At 31.1% G+C, this 22,836-nt stretch carries 17 protein-coding genes; 4 read left to right on the top strand and 13 right to left on the bottom strand.

Annotated elements, in window-relative coordinates; genetic code table 11:
* The first annotated feature begins 77 nt into the window (after positions 1-77).
* The gene (locus CLJU_RS09290) at positions 78-2,480 is read left to right on the top strand and encodes a DNRLRE domain-containing protein (protein ID WP_013238549.1); all 2,403 of its coding nucleotides are present in this window, start codon (positions 78-80) and stop codon (positions 2,478-2,480) included.
* A gap of 316 nt (positions 2,481-2,796) precedes the next feature.
* Here CLJU_RS09290 and CLJU_RS09285 read toward each other — a convergent pair whose 3' ends face one another.
* The 7 genes from CLJU_RS09285 to CLJU_RS09255 all read right to left on the bottom strand — a co-directional run bounded on the left by CLJU_RS09285 (position 2,797) and on the right by CLJU_RS09255 (position 13,488).
* Positions 2,797-4,104 (bottom strand): VanW family protein, encoded by a 1,308-nt coding sequence (locus CLJU_RS09285; RefSeq protein ID WP_013238548.1) that lies wholly within the window; start codon positions 4,102-4,104, stop codon positions 2,797-2,799.
* 110 nt (positions 4,105-4,214) lie between these two features.
* On the bottom strand, positions 4,215-6,161 hold the full coding sequence (locus tag CLJU_RS21615) for a M56 family metallopeptidase (RefSeq protein ID WP_013238547.1): 1,947 nt from the start codon (positions 6,159-6,161) through the stop codon (positions 4,215-4,217).
* A 12-nt stretch (positions 6,162-6,173) separates the two neighbouring features.
* Complete coding sequence (locus CLJU_RS09275; RefSeq protein WP_029169919.1) at positions 6,174-6,548, bottom strand: BlaI/MecI/CopY family transcriptional regulator; 375 nt, start codon at positions 6,546-6,548, stop codon at positions 6,174-6,176.
* Between the two features lie 148 nt (positions 6,549-6,696).
* On the bottom strand, positions 6,697-8,556 hold the full coding sequence (locus tag CLJU_RS09270; RefSeq protein WP_013238545.1) for an ABC transporter ATP-binding protein: 1,860 nt from the start codon (positions 8,554-8,556) through the stop codon (positions 6,697-6,699).
* Positions 8,553-10,778 (bottom strand): ABC transporter ATP-binding protein, encoded by a 2,226-nt coding sequence (locus CLJU_RS09265; protein WP_013238544.1) that lies wholly within the window; start codon positions 10,776-10,778, stop codon positions 8,553-8,555. The genes CLJU_RS09270 and CLJU_RS09265 overlap by 4 nt, the downstream gene beginning before the upstream one ends.
* A 46-nt stretch (positions 10,779-10,824) precedes the next feature.
* Positions 10,825-11,259 carry a MarR family winged helix-turn-helix transcriptional regulator gene (locus CLJU_RS09260; protein WP_013238543.1) on the bottom strand — a complete coding sequence of 145 codons (435 nt, stop codon included), beginning with the start codon at positions 11,257-11,259 and terminating at the stop codon, positions 10,825-10,827.
* A 249-nt stretch (positions 11,260-11,508) separates the two neighbouring features.
* Entirely contained in the window at positions 11,509-13,488 is a 1,980-nt protein-coding gene (locus CLJU_RS09255) for a methyl-accepting chemotaxis protein (RefSeq protein WP_013238542.1), read from the bottom strand.
* Between the two features lie 406 nt (positions 13,489-13,894).
* On the opposite strand from CLJU_RS09255, the gene CLJU_RS09250 reads away from it, so the two are divergent.
* Complete coding sequence (locus tag CLJU_RS09250) at positions 13,895-14,623, top strand: LysE family translocator (RefSeq protein ID WP_013238541.1); 729 nt, start codon at positions 13,895-13,897, stop codon at positions 14,621-14,623.
* Positions 14,624-14,720: 97 nt separating this feature from the next.
* Here the strand turns inward: CLJU_RS09250 and CLJU_RS09245 are convergent, their stop codons facing one another.
* Both CLJU_RS09245 and CLJU_RS09240 read right to left on the bottom strand, forming a co-directional pair.
* A complete protein-coding gene (locus CLJU_RS09245) occupies positions 14,721-15,185 on the bottom strand; it encodes a chemotaxis protein CheX (RefSeq protein ID WP_013238540.1) in 465 nt (154 codons plus the stop codon).
* Positions 15,167-16,042, bottom strand: coding sequence for a response regulator (locus CLJU_RS09240; RefSeq protein ID WP_013238539.1), 876 nt, complete (start codon positions 16,040-16,042; stop codon positions 15,167-15,169). The genes CLJU_RS09245 and CLJU_RS09240 overlap by 19 nt, the downstream gene beginning before the upstream one ends.
* 414 nt (positions 16,043-16,456) lie before the next feature.
* Here CLJU_RS09240 and CLJU_RS23150 point away from each other — a divergent pair, with 414 nt between their 5' ends.
* Positions 16,457-16,588, top strand: coding sequence for a hypothetical protein (locus CLJU_RS23150; RefSeq protein ID WP_013238538.1), 132 nt, complete (start codon positions 16,457-16,459; stop codon positions 16,586-16,588).
* Positions 16,589-17,186: 598 nt separating this feature from the next.
* Here the strand turns inward: CLJU_RS23150 and CLJU_RS09235 are convergent.
* From CLJU_RS09235 to CLJU_RS09225, 3 genes are all read right to left on the bottom strand, one after another.
* Complete coding sequence (locus tag CLJU_RS09235; RefSeq protein ID WP_013238537.1) at positions 17,187-17,792, bottom strand: hypothetical protein; 606 nt, start codon at positions 17,790-17,792, stop codon at positions 17,187-17,189.
* A gap of 328 nt (positions 17,793-18,120) precedes the next feature.
* Positions 18,121-18,984 (bottom strand): hypothetical protein, encoded by an 864-nt coding sequence (locus CLJU_RS09230; RefSeq protein WP_013238536.1) that lies wholly within the window; start codon positions 18,982-18,984, stop codon positions 18,121-18,123.
* Between the two features lie 102 nt (positions 18,985-19,086).
* Positions 19,087-19,878, bottom strand: coding sequence for a CsxC family protein (locus CLJU_RS09225; protein WP_013238535.1), 792 nt, complete (start codon positions 19,876-19,878; stop codon positions 19,087-19,089).
* 235 nt (positions 19,879-20,113) lie between these two features.
* On the opposite strand from CLJU_RS09225, the gene CLJU_RS09220 reads away from it, so the two are divergent.
* Positions 20,114-20,932: a hypothetical protein gene (locus CLJU_RS09220; protein ID WP_013238534.1), complete on the top strand. Its 819-nt coding sequence runs from the start codon at positions 20,114-20,116 to the stop codon at positions 20,930-20,932.
* Positions 20,933-21,256: 324 nt separating this feature from the next.
* Here CLJU_RS09220 and CLJU_RS09215 read toward each other — a convergent pair whose 3' ends face one another.
* Positions 21,257-22,717: a coiled-coil domain-containing protein gene (locus tag CLJU_RS09215; RefSeq protein ID WP_013238533.1), complete on the bottom strand. Its 1,461-nt coding sequence runs from the start codon at positions 22,715-22,717 to the stop codon at positions 21,257-21,259.
* Positions 22,718-22,836 lie beyond the last annotated feature (119 nt).

The raw sequence follows: 22,836 nt of genomic DNA, 5'->3' as shown, positions 1-22,836 counted from the left end.
TACAGAAACATATATTGTAATAGCATAATTATAAAACAGCATAATGACAAAAGAGAATAAGAGGAGGAGACGAATTTATGACATTTATACAAGTTAATCCTAGTGATGATGCATATATATCTATGCTGAATCCTAATACAAATTTTGGAACGTCAAGTCTTTTATTTACAGGGAGATTTGTTCAACCAAATGATATATTTAGAAGTTTATTAAAATTTGACTTATCTGCTATTCCTTTAGTAAGTAATGTATTACAAGCTTCGTTAGAATTATTTGTTTTCAGAAAAGATTTACCAGATGCAGTATTGTCACCACAAACTGTTAGTGTATTTACGAACGCAAGTGACTTTTCTGAAAATACGGTTACGTGGAATAATGCACCCGCAATAAATCCAACATCATACTTTGTAAATATAACAGATGCTGATGTTGGTAATTTTGTAAGCATTGATATAACTCAAATAGTAGCTGGGTGGGTTAATGGTTTAATCCCGAATAATGGAATTACTTTAACTGGAATAGAAAATGTTATTGATTCTATAATAGGCTATTTTTCAAAAGAGTGGGTTGTTTTAAATCAAATTCCATTCTTAAATATAGAATATACTGAAGTAGTTCCTACAGGAGCAACTGGAGTAACAGGCCCAACCGGTCCAACAGGTGAGACAGGCCCTACCGGAGTAACGGGACCAACTGGCGCAACGGGTCCAACTGGAGTAACAGGTGCAACAGGAGTAACCGGTCCAACTGGAGAGACTGGTCCAACCGGAGTAACGGGTCCAACCGGAGAGACTGGCCCAACTGGAGTAACGGGTCCAACTGGAGTAACCGGCCCAACTGGAGTAACCGGTCCAACCGGAGAGACTGGCCCAACTGGAGTAACAGGTGCAACCGGAGTAACGGGTCCAACTGGAGAGACTGGCCCAACCGGAGTAACGGGTCCAACCGGAGAGACTGGCCCAACTGGAGTAACCGGTCCAACTGGAGTAACCGGCCCAACTGGAGTAACCGGTCCAACTGGAGTAACCGGTGCAACCGGAGTAACGGGTCCAACTGGAGAGACTGGTCCAACTGGAGTAACGGGTCCAACCGGAGAGACTGGCCCAACTGGAGTAACGGGTCCAACTGGAGTAACGGGTCCAACTGGAGTAACCGGAGAAACTGGCCCAACTGGAGTAACAGGCCCAATCGGTCCAACAGGTGAGACAGGTCCAACCGGAGTAACGGGTCCAACTGGAGTAACCGGTCCAACTGGAGTAACTGGCGCAACCGGAGTAACGGGTCCAACCGGAGAGACTGGCGCAACTGGAGTAACCGGTCCAACCGGAGAGACTGGCGCAACTGGAGTAACCGGTCCAACTGGAGTAACCGGCCCAGCTGGAGTAACCGGTCCAACTGGAGTAACCGGTGCAACCGGAGTAACGGGTCCAACTGGAGAGACTGGTCCAACCGGAGTAACCGGTCCAACCGGAGAGACTGGCGCAACTGGAGTAACCGGTCCAACTGGAGTAACGGGTCCAACCGGAGAGACTGGCGCAACTGGAGTAACCGGTCCAACCGGAGAGACTGGCGCAACTGGAGTAACCGGTCCAACTGGAGTAACCGGCCCAACTGGAGTAACCGGTCCAACTGGAGTAACCGGTGCAACCGGAGTAACGGGTCCAACTGGAGAGACTGGTCCAACCGGAGTAACCGGTCCAACCGGAGAGACTGGCGCAACTGGAGTAACCGGTCCAACTGGAGTAACGGGTCCAACCGGAGAGACTGGCGCAACTGGAGTAACGGGTCCAACTGGAGTAACCGGTCCAACTGGAGTAACAGGTGCAACCGGAGTAACCGGTCCAACTGGAGAGACTGGCGCAACTGGAGTAACGGGTCCAACTGGAGTAACCGGTCCAACCGGAGAGACTGGCGCAACTGGAGTAACCGGTCCAACTGGAGTAACCGGCCCAACTGGAGTAACAGGTGCAACCGGACCAACTGGAGTAACGGGTCCAACTGGAGAGACTGGTCCAACTGGCCCAACTGGACCAACTGGAGTAACAGGTGCAACTGGAGTAACGGGACCAACAGGCCCAACCGGAGCAACTATATTGTCTTCTTTAGAAAATAGTGCAGCTAACGCAGTCACTGCTGCCCCAACCGTACTTCTTTCTCAGACAATATCTACGACTGGACAGGAATTAAAATTGGATTCTATGGTAGAATTGAATATAATAGTAACTACAATGGGTGCTTTTTATAATTATTCAATTTTATATGAATTACGTGAGGATGGAGCTACTATCGCTTCAGAAATAATTAGTAATGCAGGTGTTGGTAATTCAAATTTAGAATCACACACAGAAATTCCTAATTTGACATGGACTCAAACTCCTACAGCAGGTTCCCACACTTATGATATTCGGCTTACACTTACTAGTGCTACTAATATCACAAGTGTTACTGCAAATACTAAAGCTTTGAATATTATAGGATAGAGTAAAATATAATTAATACTGGCTATTTTTTTAAATGGCCAGTATTCTAGATACAAAAAAATCTCTCCTTTGCAAACGCCGGAAAGATAAATGAATCCATAAGTATATAGCTATGCCAAAAAAGCATAAACGTCTATAGTAATTATTATTTCATTTAAACTAACCCAGCAAAAATAAAGACATAAAAAGCCTTAAAAATAAATCTCAATTGATTTTAAAAAACGCTGAATTAGTTAATCTTCATTAATTACATACCTTGCCCTTTCTATAATATATCTTATATATTACTATATTTAGAATAATATATCAACCTGTCTCATTTCACATAACAATCACTGTTTATCTCATCTCTTGAAACCTCTTTTCCATCTTCATAAGTAACTTTATAAGCTTTTGCCTCACATACCGCCTTGCCAGATCTATTTACTGTTTTCACACTATTTACAAGCTTATAGGTCTTTTTAGTCAACTTAGAATTTGAATAAATATTAAATGTAAGTTTCTTATCATCAGTTGTACATTCTATATATATAGGATATCCCAGTGTATTTTTAAATTTATAATCTATGTTTCCATAATCCACAGTAGCATCCATTCCAATACCTACATAACTCACAGGCATATTGTGGTGATCTCTTTCTGTAGGCACTATGCCTGCTCCTACTACAGCATTATGAAGAGTACTCGATACCTGACATACTCCTCCTCCTAATCCAGATTCTACTTTATCGCCCACAATAACATGTGCAGATTCATATCCTCTTTCTGAAGTTCTCTCTCCTACTACTTTGTTAAAGCTAAAGGTTTCATTTGGCATAACAACAGTTCCATTCAGTGCTTTAGAAGCTACCTGTATGTTATTAGCTCTGTTTGCTGTAGAAGAAGAAAAATCCGTAGCAAAACTGGATATTTTCGTATCTATTTTCTGCAAATCTACTTTTTTTATAGCAGGCTCAACTTTTTTTATTTTAACATCAACTATAATATCCTTAATATCCCTATTTCCTATTTCCCTATCAATATCCCTAAGAAGCTTGTCCTTATTAACTTCATATCCTACTTTTTCTTTAGTAATTTGAAATTTATCGTTTTTATCTTTAGTCATACTTGCATTTACTGGTTTTTTATCACATTCACCTTGAATTTTTGATATAGTTTTTTGAATTTCTTTTTTATCATAACTGTATTCTAGAGAAAAATTTTTTTCTTTGCCACTGCTTATGATCTTATATTTGTAAGACATATCTCCACTTTTACCATAGTCAAAAGCATTTTTTATTGTATCTTCTAGGTTATAACTTATATTTAACTTTGAATAATTTATTGTATACATCTTATTGTCAATTTTAATCACTATATTCTTCTTTAATATCTCATTTATGTACTTATTCCTTAAAGTACTTACCGCTTCTTCTTGTGTTTTTCCGCTTAATTTTATACCTTCAACTTTAACTCCTGGATATATGAGCTTATTATATCTATTAACTAAAAAATGTACCCAAATTACATGTAAAGCATATATAAATAAAACTAATATACAAATAGACCTTACTGCTTTCTTTTTATTAATTTTTAATTTTTGTTTTTTTATTAATCTTTCTTCTCTGTCTATACTTTCTACCATTTACTACTATGAATCCTCCTAAAGCTCAAACTTACTTTTAATAAAAGTTAATATATACTCGAAAATGTACCCTCTTATTCCCGAATATATATTAACTTTTCACTTAGTATCTATTTAGAAGCTTTTTCTTTAAGCTTGTTAAATTCTTCTTGGGACGGATAACCTGTATTTAAATTCAAACCTTCTTCTATGGATTTTAGTGCTGATTTTTTATCTCCTGCTTTTATTTGTGAATCTGCTAGATCATACCAGTAAAATCCTACCTTTGGCATTTCTTTTACTTTCTGCTCATAATAAGGAACCACTGTCTGCTTAAAGTAATTAGGATAGAGTTCTTCTGCTGATTTAAAAGCTTTTCCATTCCACTTTAATACATCAACCATATAGGCATTGCCAGTATCATGGTTCCATGTAGCTATTGCCTTCATATTTTTTCCTGGGATATCTACTATGTCTAGTTTAGAATAATATATATCTTCATTTGATATTTTACCTAATGCCTTATTATTCCACTTATAAACGGAAAGTTGTCCTGTAGTTCCACCAATTCTTCTGCCCAGAAGCACTTCATCTTCTCCATCACCATCTATATCTGCTGTCTGTACAAAATCTATTTTAAAACCTTCTACAGGTTCATCCAAAACTTTAGTCCAATTTCCCCCTACTTTTTTTAAGGCCATTACATTTATTTTTTCATTTTCTTCATTTAACTTATATGAAGTAATAATTTCATTCGTGCCATCCCCATCCAGATCCTTTAAAAAAACATTATCCTCTTCTTTGGTATTACCCCAAGTTACAATTTGTGCATTTTTAGGCAAAAAACTTTTTACTATATTTACATAATTTGTTTTACTTTGATCTGTTTCTAATGATCCACTTTTAGTTTCTTTTTTATTACTGGATGTCGTAGTTTGTGAACTTCCAGTTGAAACTTCCTTAGCTATATTGGGATAATTTATTTTACTCTCTTTTGGTTTTAATACTTCATCATTAGTTTTTAGTCCCATAGCTTGGGCAGGTATATTAGTTATACCAATCATGCACACAGCAGCTAAAATTGAAACAGGTACTCCTATCCATTTAAACGGATGTTTCTTAAAATTTTTTATCATAATTACCCTCCTCTTTATATTTGACCCTCTTTTAATTATTCCACTAGTTCCAGGAATCCACTTAATACCTGAAATAAATTGGGCAAGTTTTATAATAGTTTCACCGTATTTGTTTTGCTCTTCTTCCTCTAAATAGGACAATACATGAGCATCACAGGCTAATTCGGAATCTTCTCTCATCTTGCTAAAAGCAAACCATATTACAGGATTAAACCAATTAATTGTTTCTAAAAGCAATATTATCCAGTTTACAAAAATATCTTTTCTCTTAAAATGAGAAAGTTCATGCAAAAAGATACACTTTTTTTCCTCAAGAGAAAGTTTCTGCACTAAATCCGAATCAATTAAAATCTTAGGATTAATAACTCCAAAAAGTGAAGGAGTCTTTACATATTTATCATAAATAATAGGTATAGATCTAGAAATATTCATAATAGCTTTGGATTTTTTTAAAATTGTAATTGTATCTGTATCTTCGCAATGAGACTGCTTTCTTACCTTTAAAAAGAATATTCCATTCATAGATAATATAATAGATAAAATTAGGATAACACCTAATGCCCATATTACACTTGCTACGTTAAAATAGTAATTAAAATCCTTAACTTTTGTTTCTTTGAAGTCATTGTTTTTTTCTAAACCAGCTTTTGGAATTTGGCTGTCACTCTTAATATTATTTTCTTCATAGTTAGTATTTCTAACTATACTTTGAGATGTCTGAATTCTCTGAGTGGCATTTGCAAATACATTAAACTTACTTAGCGGGGTATCGAATTCAGTAGGTATAATCAACCTAATGATAAGCAAAAACCATATAAAATATTGCCAAGAGGCATTAAGTTTATTTTTTAATAAATTTTTTAATACAAGAATTATAATTGTAACTATACTACCTACAACTGACGATAACACAACCATTTTAAATATATAAGAAAGCTGCATAAAAATTGCCCCCTACTTCTTTTTTTCATCTAATATTTGTTTTAATTCTTCTATTTCCTTCTTCGATAATTTTTCATCTTTTATAAAATTGGAAATCAACAAATTGATTGAGCCGTCATAAACCTTTTTAATAAAAGATTTTGTCTCCACTTTTTTACATTCTTTCTCGGATATATTAGGGGAATATAAATAAAAAGGTTCATCTTTTTTTACATTGATAGCATCTTTAGTTACCAGTCTGCTAATAAGAGTATGAATAGTTTTGGGATTCCAAGAACTATGCTCCTTTAAAATCTCAATAATTTCGCTGGAAGTAAGGGGCGATTTTTTCCATAAAACTTTCATCACTTCCCATTCTGAATCCGATATTTTAGGTATTTTGTTCAATTTTTTCACCTCCTTCTGTACTACATTTGTAGTCTTTAATATCATACTACATTTGTAGTCTCTATTTGTCAAGCAAATTTTATACTTTCATAAAAAAATATAGGATAAATAGTATTTAACTATCTATCCTATAACAAACTTACTCTGTTTATTCAGCAGCCAGAGAATCTTCAAACTGACTATTATAAAGGTTAGCGTAAAATCCTTTCTTTTTCAAAAGTTCTTCATGATTTCCCTGTTCTACAATATCACCATTATTCATTACAAGAATTAAATCTGCATCACGCACTGTAGACAACCTGTGTGCAATAATGAAACTAGTACGATCTCTCATAAGATTATCCATTGCCTTTTTTATTCTAACTTCTGTACGAGTATCTACAGAACTGGTTGCCTCATCCAAAATAAGAACTTTAGGATCTGCAAGTATAGCCCTTGCAATTGTTAAAAGCTGCTTTTGTCCTTGAGATACATTGGAGGCTTCTTCATTTAAAATCATATCGTATCCACCTGGCAAGGTTCTCACAAAGCTATCCACATGAGCTGCCTTTGCTGCAATTTTGACCTCTTCATCAGAAGCATTAAGTCTCCCATATCTTATATTTTCCATTATACTTCCATTATAAAGCCACGTATCTTGGAGCACCATACCAAATATAGATCTCAAGTCATTTCGCCTAAAATCTCTTATATCATGTCCGTCTACTAAAATAGATCCACTATTTATATCATAAAATCTCATTAAAAGTTTCACCATAGTAGTTTTTCCTGCACCTGTTGGTCCTACAATTGCAACTTTTTCACCTGGCTTTATTTTAGCTGAAAAATCATTTATAACAACTTTATCAGGATTATATCCAAAACGAACATTTTTAAATTCTACATATCCTTCAACCTTTTCAAGTTTTACAGGATTGCAAGTCTCAGGTACTGCCTCTTCCTCTTCTAAAAATTCAAATACACGCTCTGCTGAAGCAGCAGTCTGCTGAAGTATGTTTGATATATTTGCTATTTGAGTAATTGGTTGGGTAAAGAATCTTACGTACTGTATGAAAGCTTGAATATCTCCAACTTCAATAGTCTTTTTTATGGCAAGCCATCCTCCAAGCACGCATACACCTACATAACCAAGATTGCTGACAAAATTCATGATTGGCATTATCATGCCTGATAAAAACTGTGATTTCCATGCAGATTTATACAGTGTATTATTTAGTCCATCAAACTTTTCAATGCTATCTTCTTCACCATTAAAAGCTCTCATAACTATATGACCACCATACATTTCCTCTACGTGCCCATTTACGTGTCCCAAGTAGTCCTGCTGCTCTTTAAAATATTTCTGGGATTGTTTGATTATGAACATCATAATTCCCATAGATAGTGGAATTATGCAAAGTGCTACTAAAGTCATAGTAAAGCTTATGCTCAGCATCATCACAAGTACCCCTACTACAGTAGTAATGGAAGTAATTATCTGAGTCAAACTCTGATTTAGAGTCTGACTTACCGTATCCACATCATTGGTAACACGAGATAGTACCTCCCCTTGATTTGTTCCATCAAAATATTTAAGAGGTAATTTGTTTATTTTTTTTGAAATTTCCTTTCGCATCTTGTAGCTTACTTTCATGGAAACCCCAGACATAAGCCATCCTTGAATATAACTAAAAAGTGTACTTAATGCATATAATCCTGCAAGTATTATTAATATCCTAGCTATATAATCAAAGTCTATTCCAGAGCCTGATCCTGAAATTTTACCCATAATTCCCTCAAAGAGCTTAGTTGTAGCCTTGCCCAATATCTTAGGTCCTACTATGGAAAACACAGAACTTGCAGCTGCAAATATAAATACTATAATAACAGCTAATTTATATTCATTCATATATGACATGAGTTTTTTCATAGTACCTTTAAAGTTATTTGCCTTTTCACCACCATGTATCATACCGCCAGGTCCATGCTGATGTACTTTTTGTCTTTTTATTTTATATTTATCACTCATGCCAATTCCTCCTTTGAAAGCTGTGAAAGAGCAATCTCCCTATAAGTTTCACAATTTTTCATAAGCTCCTCATGAGTACCTATTCCTACTACATTACCATCATCAAGAACTATTATTTGATCTGCATCCATAATTGTAGAAATACGCTGTGCCACAATAAGGAATGTACTTGAAGTAGTCTCTTTTCTAAGTGCCTTTCTAAGAGCAGCATCCGTTTTAAAATCAAGAGCAGAAAAACTATCATCAAATACATAAATTTCAGGTTTCTTTACAAGGGCACGGGCAATAGAAAGTCTCTGTTTCTGACCTCCAGATACATTTGAGCCTCCCTCAGAAATTTCACTTTTAATTCCCTTAGTTTTTTCATTTATAAATCCTTCGGACTGAGAAACTTCTATAGCATGATTTATACCATCATAACCTACTTTTTTATCTCCATATTTAAGGTTGGATTCAATTGTGCCACTAAATAAGTACCCTTTCTGTGGTACATATCCAATTTTATCCCGAAGTTCATGTTGAGTTATTTTCTTTACATTCACTCCATCTACAAGCACTTCACCACTTGTTGCATCATAAAAACGCATAATCAAATTTACAAGAGTTGTCTTTCCAGAACCTGTAGAACCTATAAATGCCGTTGTTTTTCCAGGAAGGGCTTTAAAACTTACATTTTTTAAGGCATCTTCACCTGCTCCAGGATATCTGAAAGATACATTATTAAATTCAACAAGTCCCTGTATATTGTCTTGAAAATGTGCCCTATCTTCTGGATCTACGATTGAAATATCTGTTTCTAAAACTTCTTCAATACGCCCTGCAGAAACCGATGCTCTTGGTATTAAAATAAACATCATAGCAAGCATTAAAAATGCCATAATTATCTGCATTGCATATTGCATAAATGCCATCATGTCTCCTACCTGCATATTTGAATTTGCAACTTCATGGGAACCAACCCATATTATGAGCAGTGTAATTCCATTCATTACAAACATCATTACAGGCATCATGGACACCATCACACGATTTACAAACAAATTTGTCTTTGTCACATCTTTATTTGCCTTGTCAAAACGCTCTTCTTCAAATTTTTGTGTATTAAAAGCCCTTATTACCATCATTCCAGAAAGATTTTCACGAGTTACAAGGTTTAGTTTATCTATTAGCTTTTGTATAATTTTAAACTTTGGAAAAGCTACTGCAAATACTACAAGTATCAACCCTAAAAGCACTATAACTGCAAGTGCAATAATCCATGACATGGATTTACTTTTTCCCATAGCTCTTATTACACCACCAATTCCCATAATTGGTGCATAAAATACCATTCTTATCATAATAACCATGAGCATTTGTATTTGCGTAATGTCATTTGTACTCCTTGTTATAAGAGATGCAGTTGAAAATTTATCAAATTCCGCATTTGAAAAGTTCTCAACCTTTTCAAATACATTTTTACGTAAATTTCTGGCAAGTCCTGCTGCAGTTCTTGCTGCTAAAAATCCAACTGCAACGGTACACACACCTCCAAGAAGTGATATAAAAAGCATAGTTACTCCAACATTTATTATATATTTGCTTTGGATTTTATCCGTATTCATTCCAAGTGCCTTGTATTCTGCTTTAATTTTAGAGGCAGTCAATTGGATAACCATATTATCATCCAAACTAGATGCTTTCTTGTTTATGTCTTCAATTATTCTTAAACGCTGCTTATCTGGCATTTTAGAAATCATATCAAATAAATCTGCACTAGCCGGTATTTTCATGCCATTAAATGAAATTATCCCATTTTTCGCACTGGACTTAATCTGTTCAACACCTGAAGCATCTATTATGGATCTTCCCATTATAGAACTTAATTTGTTCATTTCATTTTTATCAACATCCTTAAGTACAAAAATAGGTTCATTTTTGAGATTTGGATACTTCTTTAAATACCTAGTATAGTCTGCATTTGATTTATCAACAGGAACATAACTTTTAGAAACTTCCTCTAAATCGCTTTTATTCATAAATATTTTTATCTTTTTCATTTGACTTTCTCTTATTGCCTGAGGTACAGAACTTACAATACCACCTTGCTGTATACCTTTATTTACAATATTAGATGTATAATCAGGAAGTGCAAGATCACACATGGCCTGTACGAACAAAAGCATTACAGCTGCAATAATCAGTCCTACAAAAGGCTTTAAATGCTTTATTAATTTAATCATATTATTGTATATTCTCCTTATATAAACACCATAATTTTACTTCAGATTATTTCTTCTTACTAACTAAATTTTTTAATATATGAAGTCCATTAAGTATACTATCAATTTCCCCTGGGGAAGCTTTATTCATCATATTCTCAAATTCTTGCTCAATTTTTTTAAAATTCCCCTGGAATCCATTTTTAAACTTATCAGTTACATCTACATAAACTACTCTTCTATCCTCATCACTTCTAGTCCTTTTTACTAGTCCTTGTTTTTCTAACCTATCTACAATCCCGGAAACAGTGCTACTTGATAGTCCCATCTTGTTACTCAAATCACTTATTTTCATCTCACCATATCTGCACAATATTTCAATAAGCATTCCTTGAGGTGCAGTAAGATTAAAATTATTAAAACTATTTTTCATGTTCTTTTTTAAAAAACATAGTATTGTTTTTATTTCCCTCATTATTACAATACTTTTATTATCATCCATGTACTCACCTCTTTTACATTTTTAATTAAGTATTCCATAATATTTTGTATTGAAATCTTTCGTATGCGAACCTTTATGTGTAAAATATTTTACTACTAATGCTTTTTTTTATCAATATCTTTTTTATTACATTATTGTTAACAAAAAAATAAAGACATAGCCTCTCTAATATCTCCCCTTTAAAAAGTAGAACTATTAGAAGGGCTAGTCCTTGGATTAACATGTTTTGCTTACTTCCATTTTAAAAATTTAAATCTTAAATTTTTTAATTGTACTATTTAAAGTCTCAGCTAATTCTGCTTGACTTTGCATATTTTTACCAAATTGAGCCATTTTCTCTGTTGCATCATTTATAGCATTTCGAATTTCATTGGTACTTTCCGAAGACTTTTGTACAACTTCAGACATGCCGCCAATAGCCTTTGTAATCTCATTTACTGTAGCTGCTATTTCTTCAGCCATAGAAGCCACTTGTTCTATATTATTAGCTGTAAGTTTAGAGTTTTCATAATATTGTTGTCCTGTACTCAAATAGTTATCCAATTGCATATTTACGCTTTTATCAATAAATTGCAGCAAATTATGACTAGTTTTTGAAAGATTATCAAAAACTTGCTGAACCTTTAATACCGTACTTTGAATTGTAGAAACTGTTTCAGAAGACTGTTCTGCTAGACTTCTCACTTCTTCAGCAACTACAGCAAATCCTTTTCCCTGCTCACCAGCCCTTTGTGCTTCAATAGCTGCATTTAATGCTAATAAGTTAGTTTGATCTGCAATACTTTCTATTACATCCGCCATTTCTTTTATTTGTAAAACTACTTTTCCATCATCTATAGCTTTTAATATCTTTTCCTCCTCATCCTTATAGATATTTTTACATTGGTTTATGGCACTTTGAGCATTTTGTTGAACAGAGAGAGCATTTTGTTGAGATTTACTTGCGGTTTTATTTTCATTTTCAGTCCTATTTGTAAGCTGTACTGTACTGGAATCTATCTCTTCTATAGATGCAGTAATTTCTTCTACAGAAGCAGTTGTTTCCTGAGATCCATCTGCTATACGATTTATGGAATTATTTATATTTTCAAATTTTGACGTCATTTCCTGAACCGTTGCAGAAAGCTGCTGACTTGAAGCATTAATATTTTTAAAATTTGCAACTATTACTTTAACTAGTGACCTTACATTTTCTTGAGCTTTGTTTAAGGAATTAGCAGTATCTGCAAATTCATCATGTCTGTTCATTTTTATAGGAGTAGTAAAATCACATAAAGATAACCTTTTGGCAAATACCTGTATCTTTAAAAGCGGTTTACATATGTATTTTGCAATGAATATTCCACAAATCACTGCAGCTGCTAACATAATTATAAGAACTATAAGGCTTATGCATTCACTCTTATTTAAATCCTGTGCATAATCACTTTGTGGAAGAATGGTCACAACTATCCATCCTGTTGCTTTGGATTGGCTAAATCCAATTACTTGAGATTTTTTCCCTAAACCACACTTAAAGTTACCATTTTTCTCATCTATAATTTTTTGTCCACCCTCAACTTCATTTTTTATACTGTGCATTATGTTACTATTATTGGAGTCTGCAATTATTGTTCCATCACTTAAAGTAAGTATGGCATATCCAGTTTCTCCGACTTTAGTTTCCGTTAACTTTTTCTGCAAAGCAGATAAATCCACATCTGCTCCCACAGCACCTTGTTTTCCATTACTAAAAGTTACTTTTTTTGCAATAGTTATAATAATCTTACCAGTAAATGCATCTTTATAAGGTTTAGTTACAAATACTTGTCCATCTGCAGCCATGGTATCTTTATACCACTGTCTACTAGTTGGATCATAACCTTCTGGCAGCTTAACACTTTCAGGATATATTAACATCTGTTTTGTTTCATCTGCTACATAGCACTGCATTATATCTTTATTGCTCTCATTTACGCTCCCAAGAGCATTCATTACATCAGCTTTATTTTCACTTATTATATTATTATTAATTGATAAAGACTGTATATTCTGTTTTAAGGAATTGTTATGTAAATCAATAAATGAAGCTTTTTCTCTTGCTATTTGACTAGTTAGTTGATAAGCCTTGTTACTTACAAGTTTTGTTTCCATGTAAAAAGATAAAAATGATATTACTAATAATGGTACTATAACAAAAAGTATCAATATTCCCACCAATTTATGCTGTAATGAAATTTTCCTTACCATAAATGTCACTCTCCCTTATTTGTAGTCATAATTATTAACAATAATGCATATATTTACACATAATTGTTGACATTATTACTAATATTATTGTTAATAATAACATTATTCGTAAAAAAAATCTATAAGCATCTTAAGCTATGAAATTTTTCATTGTACATCACTTCATTTATACTTAACAACCATATTTTTAATCACCTGATTGTTATGTCATTTATTCTCTATATTATTTAAATTACATGTTAATTTTTGTCGTATTTTACGGTACAATAAATTTATGCTATAAAATTTATAGAAATGGAACATATTATGTTGAATATGCATCTAGTTAAGGATAAAATAATAAGGTATGAATAAAATATTTTCATTAGACTAAATTTTAAATACTATATTGAAAGTGAGAAACTATATGTTAATAAATTTATTTAAAGGAATACTTATAGGATTGATAACAGGTATGCCCTTAGGCCCCATTGGTGCAATGTGCCTTAGAAACACTATCACATTTGGACGTAAATGTGGTTTAGTCTCCGGACTCGGTTCAGCACTTACAGACACTATTTATGCAACAATTGCAGCATTAGGTTTTATATTAATAGAAAAATTCATTCTTATTCATAAATTGTATTTTCATATAATAGGAGGGATTATATTAATTTGTTTTGGTGTCTACTCTTTTATTAAAAAAAGTCCGAGCAAAGATATAGATAAAACAGGAAATATAAAATCTTATTCACCTAACGGTTCTATGTTTAAAGCTTTTATATCAACATTTTTTATTGCTCTAGCAAACCCGGCAACAATTTTTTCTTTTATAGCTGTATTTACAGGGCTGCGCTTGGCACATATCGGACAAGAACCAGATCATAAATTACTTTTGATAATAGGAGTATTTATAGGAAGCATGTTGTGGTGGATTCTATTAGTATTTACCATGGGTAAATTTAATAATAAGCTTAATGTAAAAAATGTAAAATTTATAGATAAAATTTTAAGCTCGATAATAATTTTTTCAGGAGTTGTAATAATTTTAGCAGGCTTCAAATATTTTGGTCCAATGAAACCTCATTTTATATTACATTCCAAAATATTTAAAATATTTTTAAATATTAAATATAATATGTCAATACATCATTAAAAGTGGAGAATATACCTTATCCTCCACTTTTCATATATCTAAATAATAATTTTTCAAAACATTTACATTAAATTCTTAATCTTAAATAAACAGTCCTTTACTTACATTTCTCTATTGCAACATTTACTCGAAATGAAAGACCATCTATAATCATTTCCACACATATAGTCTTATCTGCATTTGATGAAGCTTTAAAATTTCCATACATCAATGTAGGGGTTGATATATCTATCCTAATACCTTCATTTGAAAATGATGTGGATGCATTGGCTGTAAGCATATTTGTAAGCTCTTCAATTGCACTTTGTGCCATTTCATCTAATTCTTTAACTGGAGCTCCCATCATCATCTTAGAAGCTATAGCTTTTGCATTTTCTATAGTAGTTTCATATATAATGTTACCTTTCAAATCGCCTACAATTCCAATAATAATTAAAACTCCCATACTTTCTATAGTCTTTCCCCTAAGACTAATCTTTCCTCTTTTTATATCATTTATTCCAAGTTCAGGCATAACATTTAAAAACGCATCAAAAAATGGATTTATATATTTGACATCCATTCTCCAGACCCCCTTTGAAATCCTACGTTTACATAGATCTCACCAAATTCAGTATTAGCTACAGAAGATGTAGTTGTATCTAATTCTGCTTTAGATATATTTATGGAATTTCCATAAAATATACTTGGAGGTGCTACACGCAGTCCTAACAATTTATCTTTTCTATTGAGTACAGAGGATGCATTTCCTGCTACCATGTTGCAAATTTCTCCCATAATGTTTAACATTTCCTCTGCATCTTTAGGCTTTCTCCTTAATGCAAATTCAGAAAGTTTCTCTGCAGTATCATAAGACATGTCTAGCAACATTCTTCCTGAATACTTACCTATAATGCCCATAACAACTGATATCCCCCTGGATACTAGCTCTACATCCGAGTTACTCTCTTCGCCAAACTTTGGTACTGTTTTCATTAATTTATTAAAAACATCCATAAAGGACTCTTTATAAACCTTGTAATAAACTTCATCAAGATCCTTAAATAATTCATCATCTGCCATTATTCTATTTATCAATAAAGTAAGTTCTTCAGGGTCAACCGGTTTTTGAATATATCCACAAGCATGATTTTTTTTAGCTTTTTTCACTATTTCATCATCCATCATTGAACTTACTATTATGACATTTATGTTTGGATCTATAGAATGAATTGCTTTAGTACATTCAATACCATCTGTACCTGGTATAGTCATATCCATTGTTACAATATTTGGTCTTAATTTACCTACCACTTCAATAGTCTCTTCAAGGGAAGTAGCTTCACCAACAACATCAAGTCCATTATCAGTAAGCATATCCCTGAGTAATGCAATTGAAAAAGGTGAATCATCCACAACTACTACTTTAATATCTTTCATAATTCCACCAACTTTCTTAATTTAAATGTTATTCCTTTATTTTCTACACTTTAGATAATCGACTTACTTATAATTATATTAACATATTTTTTGTAGTGTTTCCAAAAAACTTTTCATTTATGTTGAATTTACTTATATTAACTTATTGACATTTAATGTTATATAAAATTTCATAAAAATTCATATAAATAAATTTTAAATAATACTTTTTTTGCAAATTTATTTATATTCTCCAATAGAAAAATAGAGCTTTTATCCCAAATATCTTTAAAGCATAGAAGCTTGTACATTTAATGTGAAAATTCATTAAATTCTGAATTTTAATTTTACAATATAAAAATCTTTTAATTTTAGTGATAATTTTAATTGACATTTTCTTTTTATGAGTATATAATAATAAAGGGGTTGGTAACTTTGAATAAACTAAAAGATAAGGAATCGATATTAATAACTTCTGATGTTATTGAAGAATGTTTATCTGAATCTCTAGATATTATTGAAAAAGAAACTGCATCACATAATAAAAGTAAAAAACAAGTGAAATAACTTTGTATACCCTATTCTATTTTTATTTTAAAAATAGAATAGACTATACAAGGTTTATCCTTACTACATATAATTATCAAATGGATATCTTTATATAATAAATTTTCAATTCAACTTTGACCTTTCTTTTCTCATTTTATTTACCATGCAAATAATTAACTCAACTTTGTTAGTTAATAGTTAAAAATTAGGAATTAATAGTTAATGTGGATTTTTTGTAATAGCTAAAAATCATTTCTCACTGTCAATTGTCCACTTTCAACTAATCAAAATTTTATATGTACAAAAGTTGAGTAATTAATATAAACTGTCATAATATTATCTAGGACGCTATATAAAATAAAATCAAATTCTCGCTAAAAATAATAGAAGAAAAAAATATGCTATCTAGCCTATATCGATTAATATATAACATAATACAACAGTTATAGACATAAATAGCATTAAAAAATGCAAATGCACTTTTGATATTAACTAAATGAATAAATTTAAAGAAGTGATCTCATTTTAGACAAGCATTAATTATAAGAATAAAGATTATCCCAAATAATTTCTTCTGAAATATTTTTGATATACCCTTTTTAATTTAAAGTAAATACTAAAAAGTAGGTGTAATTTTGCCCGTAACCTCGTATATATTTATTTTAGGGTATGAAGATCGTGTAGTTCCTAAATTTTGATAACTTAAATCACTGACTAGAAATTTTATAGCATTTGGATCTATAGTTCCGTAACAAACTACATCCGAATTACAGAAACATACAACATCCGTACAGCATAGAAAAGCACAATTTCCACTTGGATCTTTAAATCCTAAACTTGCAAATACCTTAACACTTCCAGTTACTTTTGCACTATTCAATGCTATAGTACATCCATTGGAAAGTGTCGCCGTACATTTACCACTTACCTGAGTAACAGTAAAATTAGTGTGCTGAGAAACACCAGCATGTAAATCCCCAGGTACAAATGTAAAATCAGTAGGAACACTAATTAAGCAGCTAAAAGTTCCCGGAGTACAGGATGGCGGTATAGCCGAATCACAATTACAGCAAGTATAAGGAACGCTTTGTTGTAAGGTTTCCCCAGAACCAGATTCAATTAACCCCTCTAGTTCCTTTTTTTCATCTTCACTTAAATCCACAGCTAATTGATTTTTAGTTATATTATCTACTTCCATCACTATTTTCTGAATGTCTTTCAATTATTATCTCTCCTTTTAAAAGTACTTTTTTCTACACTAACATTTTACATATCAAATTTTTAATCATTACAATTTCAAATATTTTTTGTTATAATACTACAACCTTCAAGCATATTTTATATATATAAAATAATTCTCCACAAGAATTATTTTCATGAAATTTAGCGGTAAAAAATCTGCATATATATAGTTAACTTTAAAATTAAGCTTATAAAAATTCAAATTGTAATTTTACTAAAAAAACTTCTAGCACATAATTTATGTTTAACATCATCTGGGTGAGCTAATGTGTTCCTTTAGAAATCAATAACCATATCTAAATTCATTATTATTGCTCACAATTAATACGACTTGCTACATAAACATTTTGATTTTGAGTTAGTCTTATAGTTAATATCATAGCCATTTTTTGGCTGATTGTTTTAAAAAACGTTTTTCCGTTAAAATTATTGTAAGTACTTTGAATATCTTTTATGTTTATTTCCTCGAAACTAGCATGAATAAGATCGCATGATATTTTAGACGGTTCATTATAACTTTCATAAAAAATTTGCTCACAGTTTTGAGCATTAGCTAATGCAGATTTATTTTTATAATTTTTTTCAAACATCAACGGGTTGACAATATATTTAATTTTAGTAACACAATCAAAGGGAACTTTTATTACAATATTCTTAATTTGTCCATTCAAATCAGTATTATCTACCATTGATTCTGAGTACTCAATACTCTTTTTTACAATTCCACTTAAGAAAAGTTTCCCCATATCAGGAATTAAACTACATTGAGTAATAAAAGCTGTTCTCCTAATAGACTTTATATAGGCAACTGGTTTTGAAAAACTCACAGTATTTTCAATATTAATTCTAATAGCAGATTCTGATATTATAACAGGCAATCTTACAGGAAAAAGCCCATTATTGACAAAGGGTTTTACTATATTGCTATTACATTCTACAATCATTTTAGATTTGCACATATTTGATTTTAAATCAGTAGATTTCGTTTCATCAGTTTTCATCTTAACATTAACTTTTAATTTCTCCTTATGGAGTTCACTATTTTTTCTAACCTTAATTTTATTTTTAGAAGTATCCTTCTGTTTTGTTTTAACACAGTATTTATTATGTTGATTTTTTTCTGCATTTGAAGAAGTTAAATATTTCTTGTTTTTAAATTTACTTTTTCGCATATTCTTGCTCCAATTTTGCTTTCCATCTATAATATGCATTTTAATATATTTTGTTGACTTAAAGGACTGGTTATAAATAACCAGCCCCTTTATAAATAATTACTATTTTCTTTGAATAAAATCATTAATGGAAAAATTCCAATTAGATTTTAATGGCATATCATCACTTCTAGTTGATTTTTTAATATCATTTCTACCACAGCACTTGCCAGTTTTATCATCTAAAGACCAAACTTGCTGCTTTTGCAATAATTTTAAGCATAGATATACTACTGACTTATCAGTAAACTCTTGAAATTCTTCTTCATTCCTAAATCCTTCAATTGGCATGCCCTTATCGTCAATATCTGCATCAAAAATTGCAGACCATTCAAGTTCACAAAAAACAGGCTCATTAAAAATTTCAATATTTCCCCTGTCTGCTTCTCTTATATTTTTTCCTTTTCTTTTTGCATCAAAATATCTAGCTACTACTGGAGGAAGATTTGGAAAAACTCTTGGTAAATTAGTGAAATTTACTTGAGTGTATGCTTTAATTGGAATATGAACGGTAGTATCCCTAATAGCTCCACTTATCCCAGAACGAGTTATGCATTCTTTTGCAGCATATTCTATATTTTTTCTTATATAGCCTTGAATAAAAACTTTATCTGTTGGAGCGATATATCTGCATTCAGTTAAAAATATTTGTTTTTCTATTCTTTTTATTTCATAAGCAGGCTCATTGAGTCTGATTTTTGATTCTGAATCCAATTGAACTACAAATTCTGCAAGAACCTTTGGAACCTTGTATGCTCCTCTTGGTAAAGGATAATTATTAGCACCTGATAGTGTATCTGCACTTATAACTCTAGCACTACAAGTAGGTTCAGGACAAAAATTAGCATTATCCATTTTATTATCTCCTTCTTAAAAGTTTAGGATATTACTACAATAATTTATATCCTGATATTATACTATTCTAAAATTTCTAAAAGTTACACTTATTAAATAAAAATATAAATTCTTTTACTGTAAATATATGTTATGAAATTTTCTTAACTATAGTATAATATAAAAAATCACAACTATAATTTTCAAGCATAATATATAATGTAAATATTGTATACTTTTTAAAAGGAGGAAGGTTATGTCAATAAGCTTTAATAAATTCGTACCACGTCCCGGACGTGTAAATAAGCAAGGATGCCTACCAGATCCATCAGAATTAGTCTGTGTCGAGGTACCTAAGGTTTTTGACCAATGTTTGATTAAAAAATGTCTATCCTACTGTGAAGGACCTGACACAAATACTACAGATTGTGAATTAAGGAGTAATCCTTTAGAAAATCCTAAAATATTTTTAGGATGTAGAGATTTCAAAATTTCATTAAAATCTGTAGAAAAAATACCTATACCAAGAAAGAAAGATTATAAAAAACTAGTAATATGTTATGTGATATCATTTTATGCTGATTATGTTGATTGCAATGCAGTAAACAAAAGTGAATTTTTTGAAATTAACAGGGAAGATGTAATTTGGAATTTTTATTGTCCTGATTCTGTTGCTAAAATGTCAAGCAGTAGAATGCATTCTAAAGGATTAGAAGATTGTGATACAAGTATGATAAAACTTGAAATGGTAGCAGATGCACTTCATGGAGAGATAACTAAATGTGATGATAACAAATTTTTAGATATCACTTTAGGTTATTATATAGTAGTCAAATGCCAAATAATAGTTCAACTTTTAATACCCGCTTATGATTATTGCCCAATACCTAAAGAACCTTGTCAGCCTGAACCAGAAGAAAATATCTGTAATAGATTTAATAAATCTCCTGTACCTAAATTTTATCCAAATCAAAACTTAGAGCCTCTATTCCCAGAATCTGATGAAGGTGAAGACGAAGCAAATGACGATGAAATGAATGGATGTGATTATGGAGAGAATGACCCTATGGAATGATTGAAAATCTAGTGTACAAGTAAACTTATGGATAAAAGCTTACTTCAAAATAACGTTAAATTTTAACTTTACTTATTATAATATTCATAATAGAGTAAAAACAATCATTATGGATCATGTGTAAATTATTTTTAAAATTAAACTTACCATGTAATTTTCCAAGAGAGCATTTTTTATCCTTATGATTAGATACACTCAAACTAATATAAAAAATCATATTTATCACCACAGTGTCAAACGGCATTTAAATAAAGATGGGATTACAGATATTATGCCTTACTAAAAAATCCACCTAGGACCTTAAACTCTAGGTGGATTATTTTATTATTTCTTTTTAAATAACTTATCTACAATAGATTTATTTTTTTCAAATTTCAATTCCTGTTTTACTTTTAAATTTTCTTTCATTAAATAAGTAATTTCTTGTTTCAATCTATTATTGTTCCTTTCTTTCTTGTCCAAATTACCTTGTAACTTATTAATAAATAGTTTATAATTTTCCAATTGATTTTTTGTATTTTCAAGTTCTTTTTGTATATTTTCTTTTACCTGTATAAAAAAATCATAATTTTCTTTCAGTACCTTTTTTTCTCCACCAATTTTAATAAGCCTATTTTCATATTCATTTATATTAAGTTTTTTTTGTTTTATTTCCTTATTTAAAAAATTTATTTTTTCTTTAAGAATATTGTTTTCATAATATATGGTTTTTGATTTTTGTTTTAGTCTCTCAACATATTCATCATAATTAGACATATCAGATTTTTCTTTGCTTAATGCTTTAACTGTATTTTTTGAAATTTGTTCAAAGGAAATAATTTTTAAACTGGTATTTTCTATCCCATATACTATATAAGCATCATTTAACTTTTTGTTGTCTAAAAAAACATATGCATTAATTGATTCCTTTAAATCTTTATTAATTTCAATAGGCGTTTCCCACTTATCTAGATTATATTTTGAACAAAATACATTATCTTCTTTAAGCCAAGAAGTAAATAAAGTATCCTCTACCGAAAATATAATTGGTTCAACAGGTTCCTCTTTTCCTGCATAGATTTTATAATTTTTCATATTCATAGTATCTTCTTCAATACATACATGCTCCAATGAATATGTAAAATTCTCTTTCATCTTATTGATTATATTTATAGTATAGTGAGTTTTTAAAACTTTAAATGTTACATTACTGCCATGAATTCCATAAAGTCTCTTTGAATCTGTCCATAGTCCTTCCTTATATTCAGAATAACCAAGAGAAAGTTCATCTTTGTTATTTGAAACAAAAAAAATTTTGATTAAATTTTTTTTTTCAGCATAAACTTGATAATATGTCTTAATTCTATCTGACAAAACAATATATTGTATATTATACTGCTTTACTTTTTTTCCATCCCATATGCAATGTTTTAAAATTCCACGGTTACTACTGCCCTTTGATTTAAGCAAATAGAATATATGCATTTTATCCTGTGAAATCAAAGCTTTTAAAGTCTGAATTTCAAAATCATTTTTTTGTATATCACAAATTTTTTCTCCAAACCACTTTTCATCTTTTCTAGTACAATATCTCAATTCACATTTTTTATTTGCATATACTATATGGATAGTTTGGTCTTGTATGCATATAGAAAACTCAACTACATTAGTATCAATAAGTTTTTCCTCTGTCCATTTTCCATTCTCATATATTATTTTATACATCAACTCACTTGAACTATTTAAATAAACTTTCCACATATTATTATTACTGCCAATAAATACCCACGGATAACTATTTCCCATATTATTTCACCTCTTTTATTTCCATAAAAAAATTTATTAAATCACAATTATGTCAATAAAACATAATATATAAGTGATAATTATATATTTTTCTATTATATTAATATTTAAAAGGAGGA

It is taken from the genome of Clostridium ljungdahlii DSM 13528 (genome assembly GCF_000143685.1).
Classification (GTDB): Bacteria; Bacillota; Clostridia; order Clostridiales; family Clostridiaceae; genus Clostridium_B; species Clostridium_B ljungdahlii.
Note: the sequence above shows the minus strand (reverse complement) of the source record. Positions and strands in the feature narration are given on the sequence as shown.

Bases quoted from the DNA above. Each gene is read 5' to 3' on its own strand.
- CLJU_RS09290 (WP_013238549.1), top strand. From the start codon at position 78: ATGACATTTATACAAGTTAATCCTAGTGATGATGCATATATATCTATG.
- CLJU_RS09285 (WP_013238548.1), bottom strand. From the start codon at position 4,104: ATGGTAGAAAGTATAGACAGAGAAGAAAGATTAATAAAAAAACAAAAA.
- CLJU_RS21615 (WP_013238547.1), bottom strand. From the start codon at position 6,161: ATGCAGCTTTCTTATATATTTAAAATGGTTGTGTTATCGTCAGTTGTA.
- CLJU_RS09270 (WP_013238545.1), bottom strand. From the start codon at position 8,556: ATGAGTGATAAATATAAAATAAAAAGACAAAAAGTACATCAGCATGGA.
- CLJU_RS09265 (WP_013238544.1), bottom strand. From the start codon at position 10,778: ATGATTAAATTAATAAAGCATTTAAAGCCTTTTGTAGGACTGATTATT.
- CLJU_RS09260 (WP_013238543.1), bottom strand. From the start codon at position 11,259: ATGGATGATAATAAAAGTATTGTAATAATGAGGGAAATAAAAACAATA.
- CLJU_RS09255 (WP_013238542.1), bottom strand. From the start codon at position 13,488: ATGGTAAGGAAAATTTCATTACAGCATAAATTGGTGGGAATATTGATA.
- CLJU_RS09250 (WP_013238541.1), top strand. From the start codon at position 13,895: ATGTTAATAAATTTATTTAAAGGAATACTTATAGGATTGATAACAGGT.
- CLJU_RS09245 (WP_013238540.1), bottom strand. From the start codon at position 15,185: ATGGATGTCAAATATATAAATCCATTTTTTGATGCGTTTTTAAATGTT.
- CLJU_RS09240 (WP_013238539.1), bottom strand. From the start codon at position 16,042: ATGAAAGATATTAAAGTAGTAGTTGTGGATGATTCACCTTTTTCAATT.
- CLJU_RS09230 (WP_013238536.1), bottom strand. From the start codon at position 18,984: ATGCGAAAAAGTAAATTTAAAAACAAGAAATATTTAACTTCTTCAAAT.
- CLJU_RS09225 (WP_013238535.1), bottom strand. From the start codon at position 19,878: ATGGATAATGCTAATTTTTGTCCTGAACCTACTTGTAGTGCTAGAGTT.
- CLJU_RS09220 (WP_013238534.1), top strand. From the start codon at position 20,114: ATGTCAATAAGCTTTAATAAATTCGTACCACGTCCCGGACGTGTAAAT.
- CLJU_RS09215 (WP_013238533.1), bottom strand. From the start codon at position 22,717: ATGGGAAATAGTTATCCGTGGGTATTTATTGGCAGTAATAATAATATG.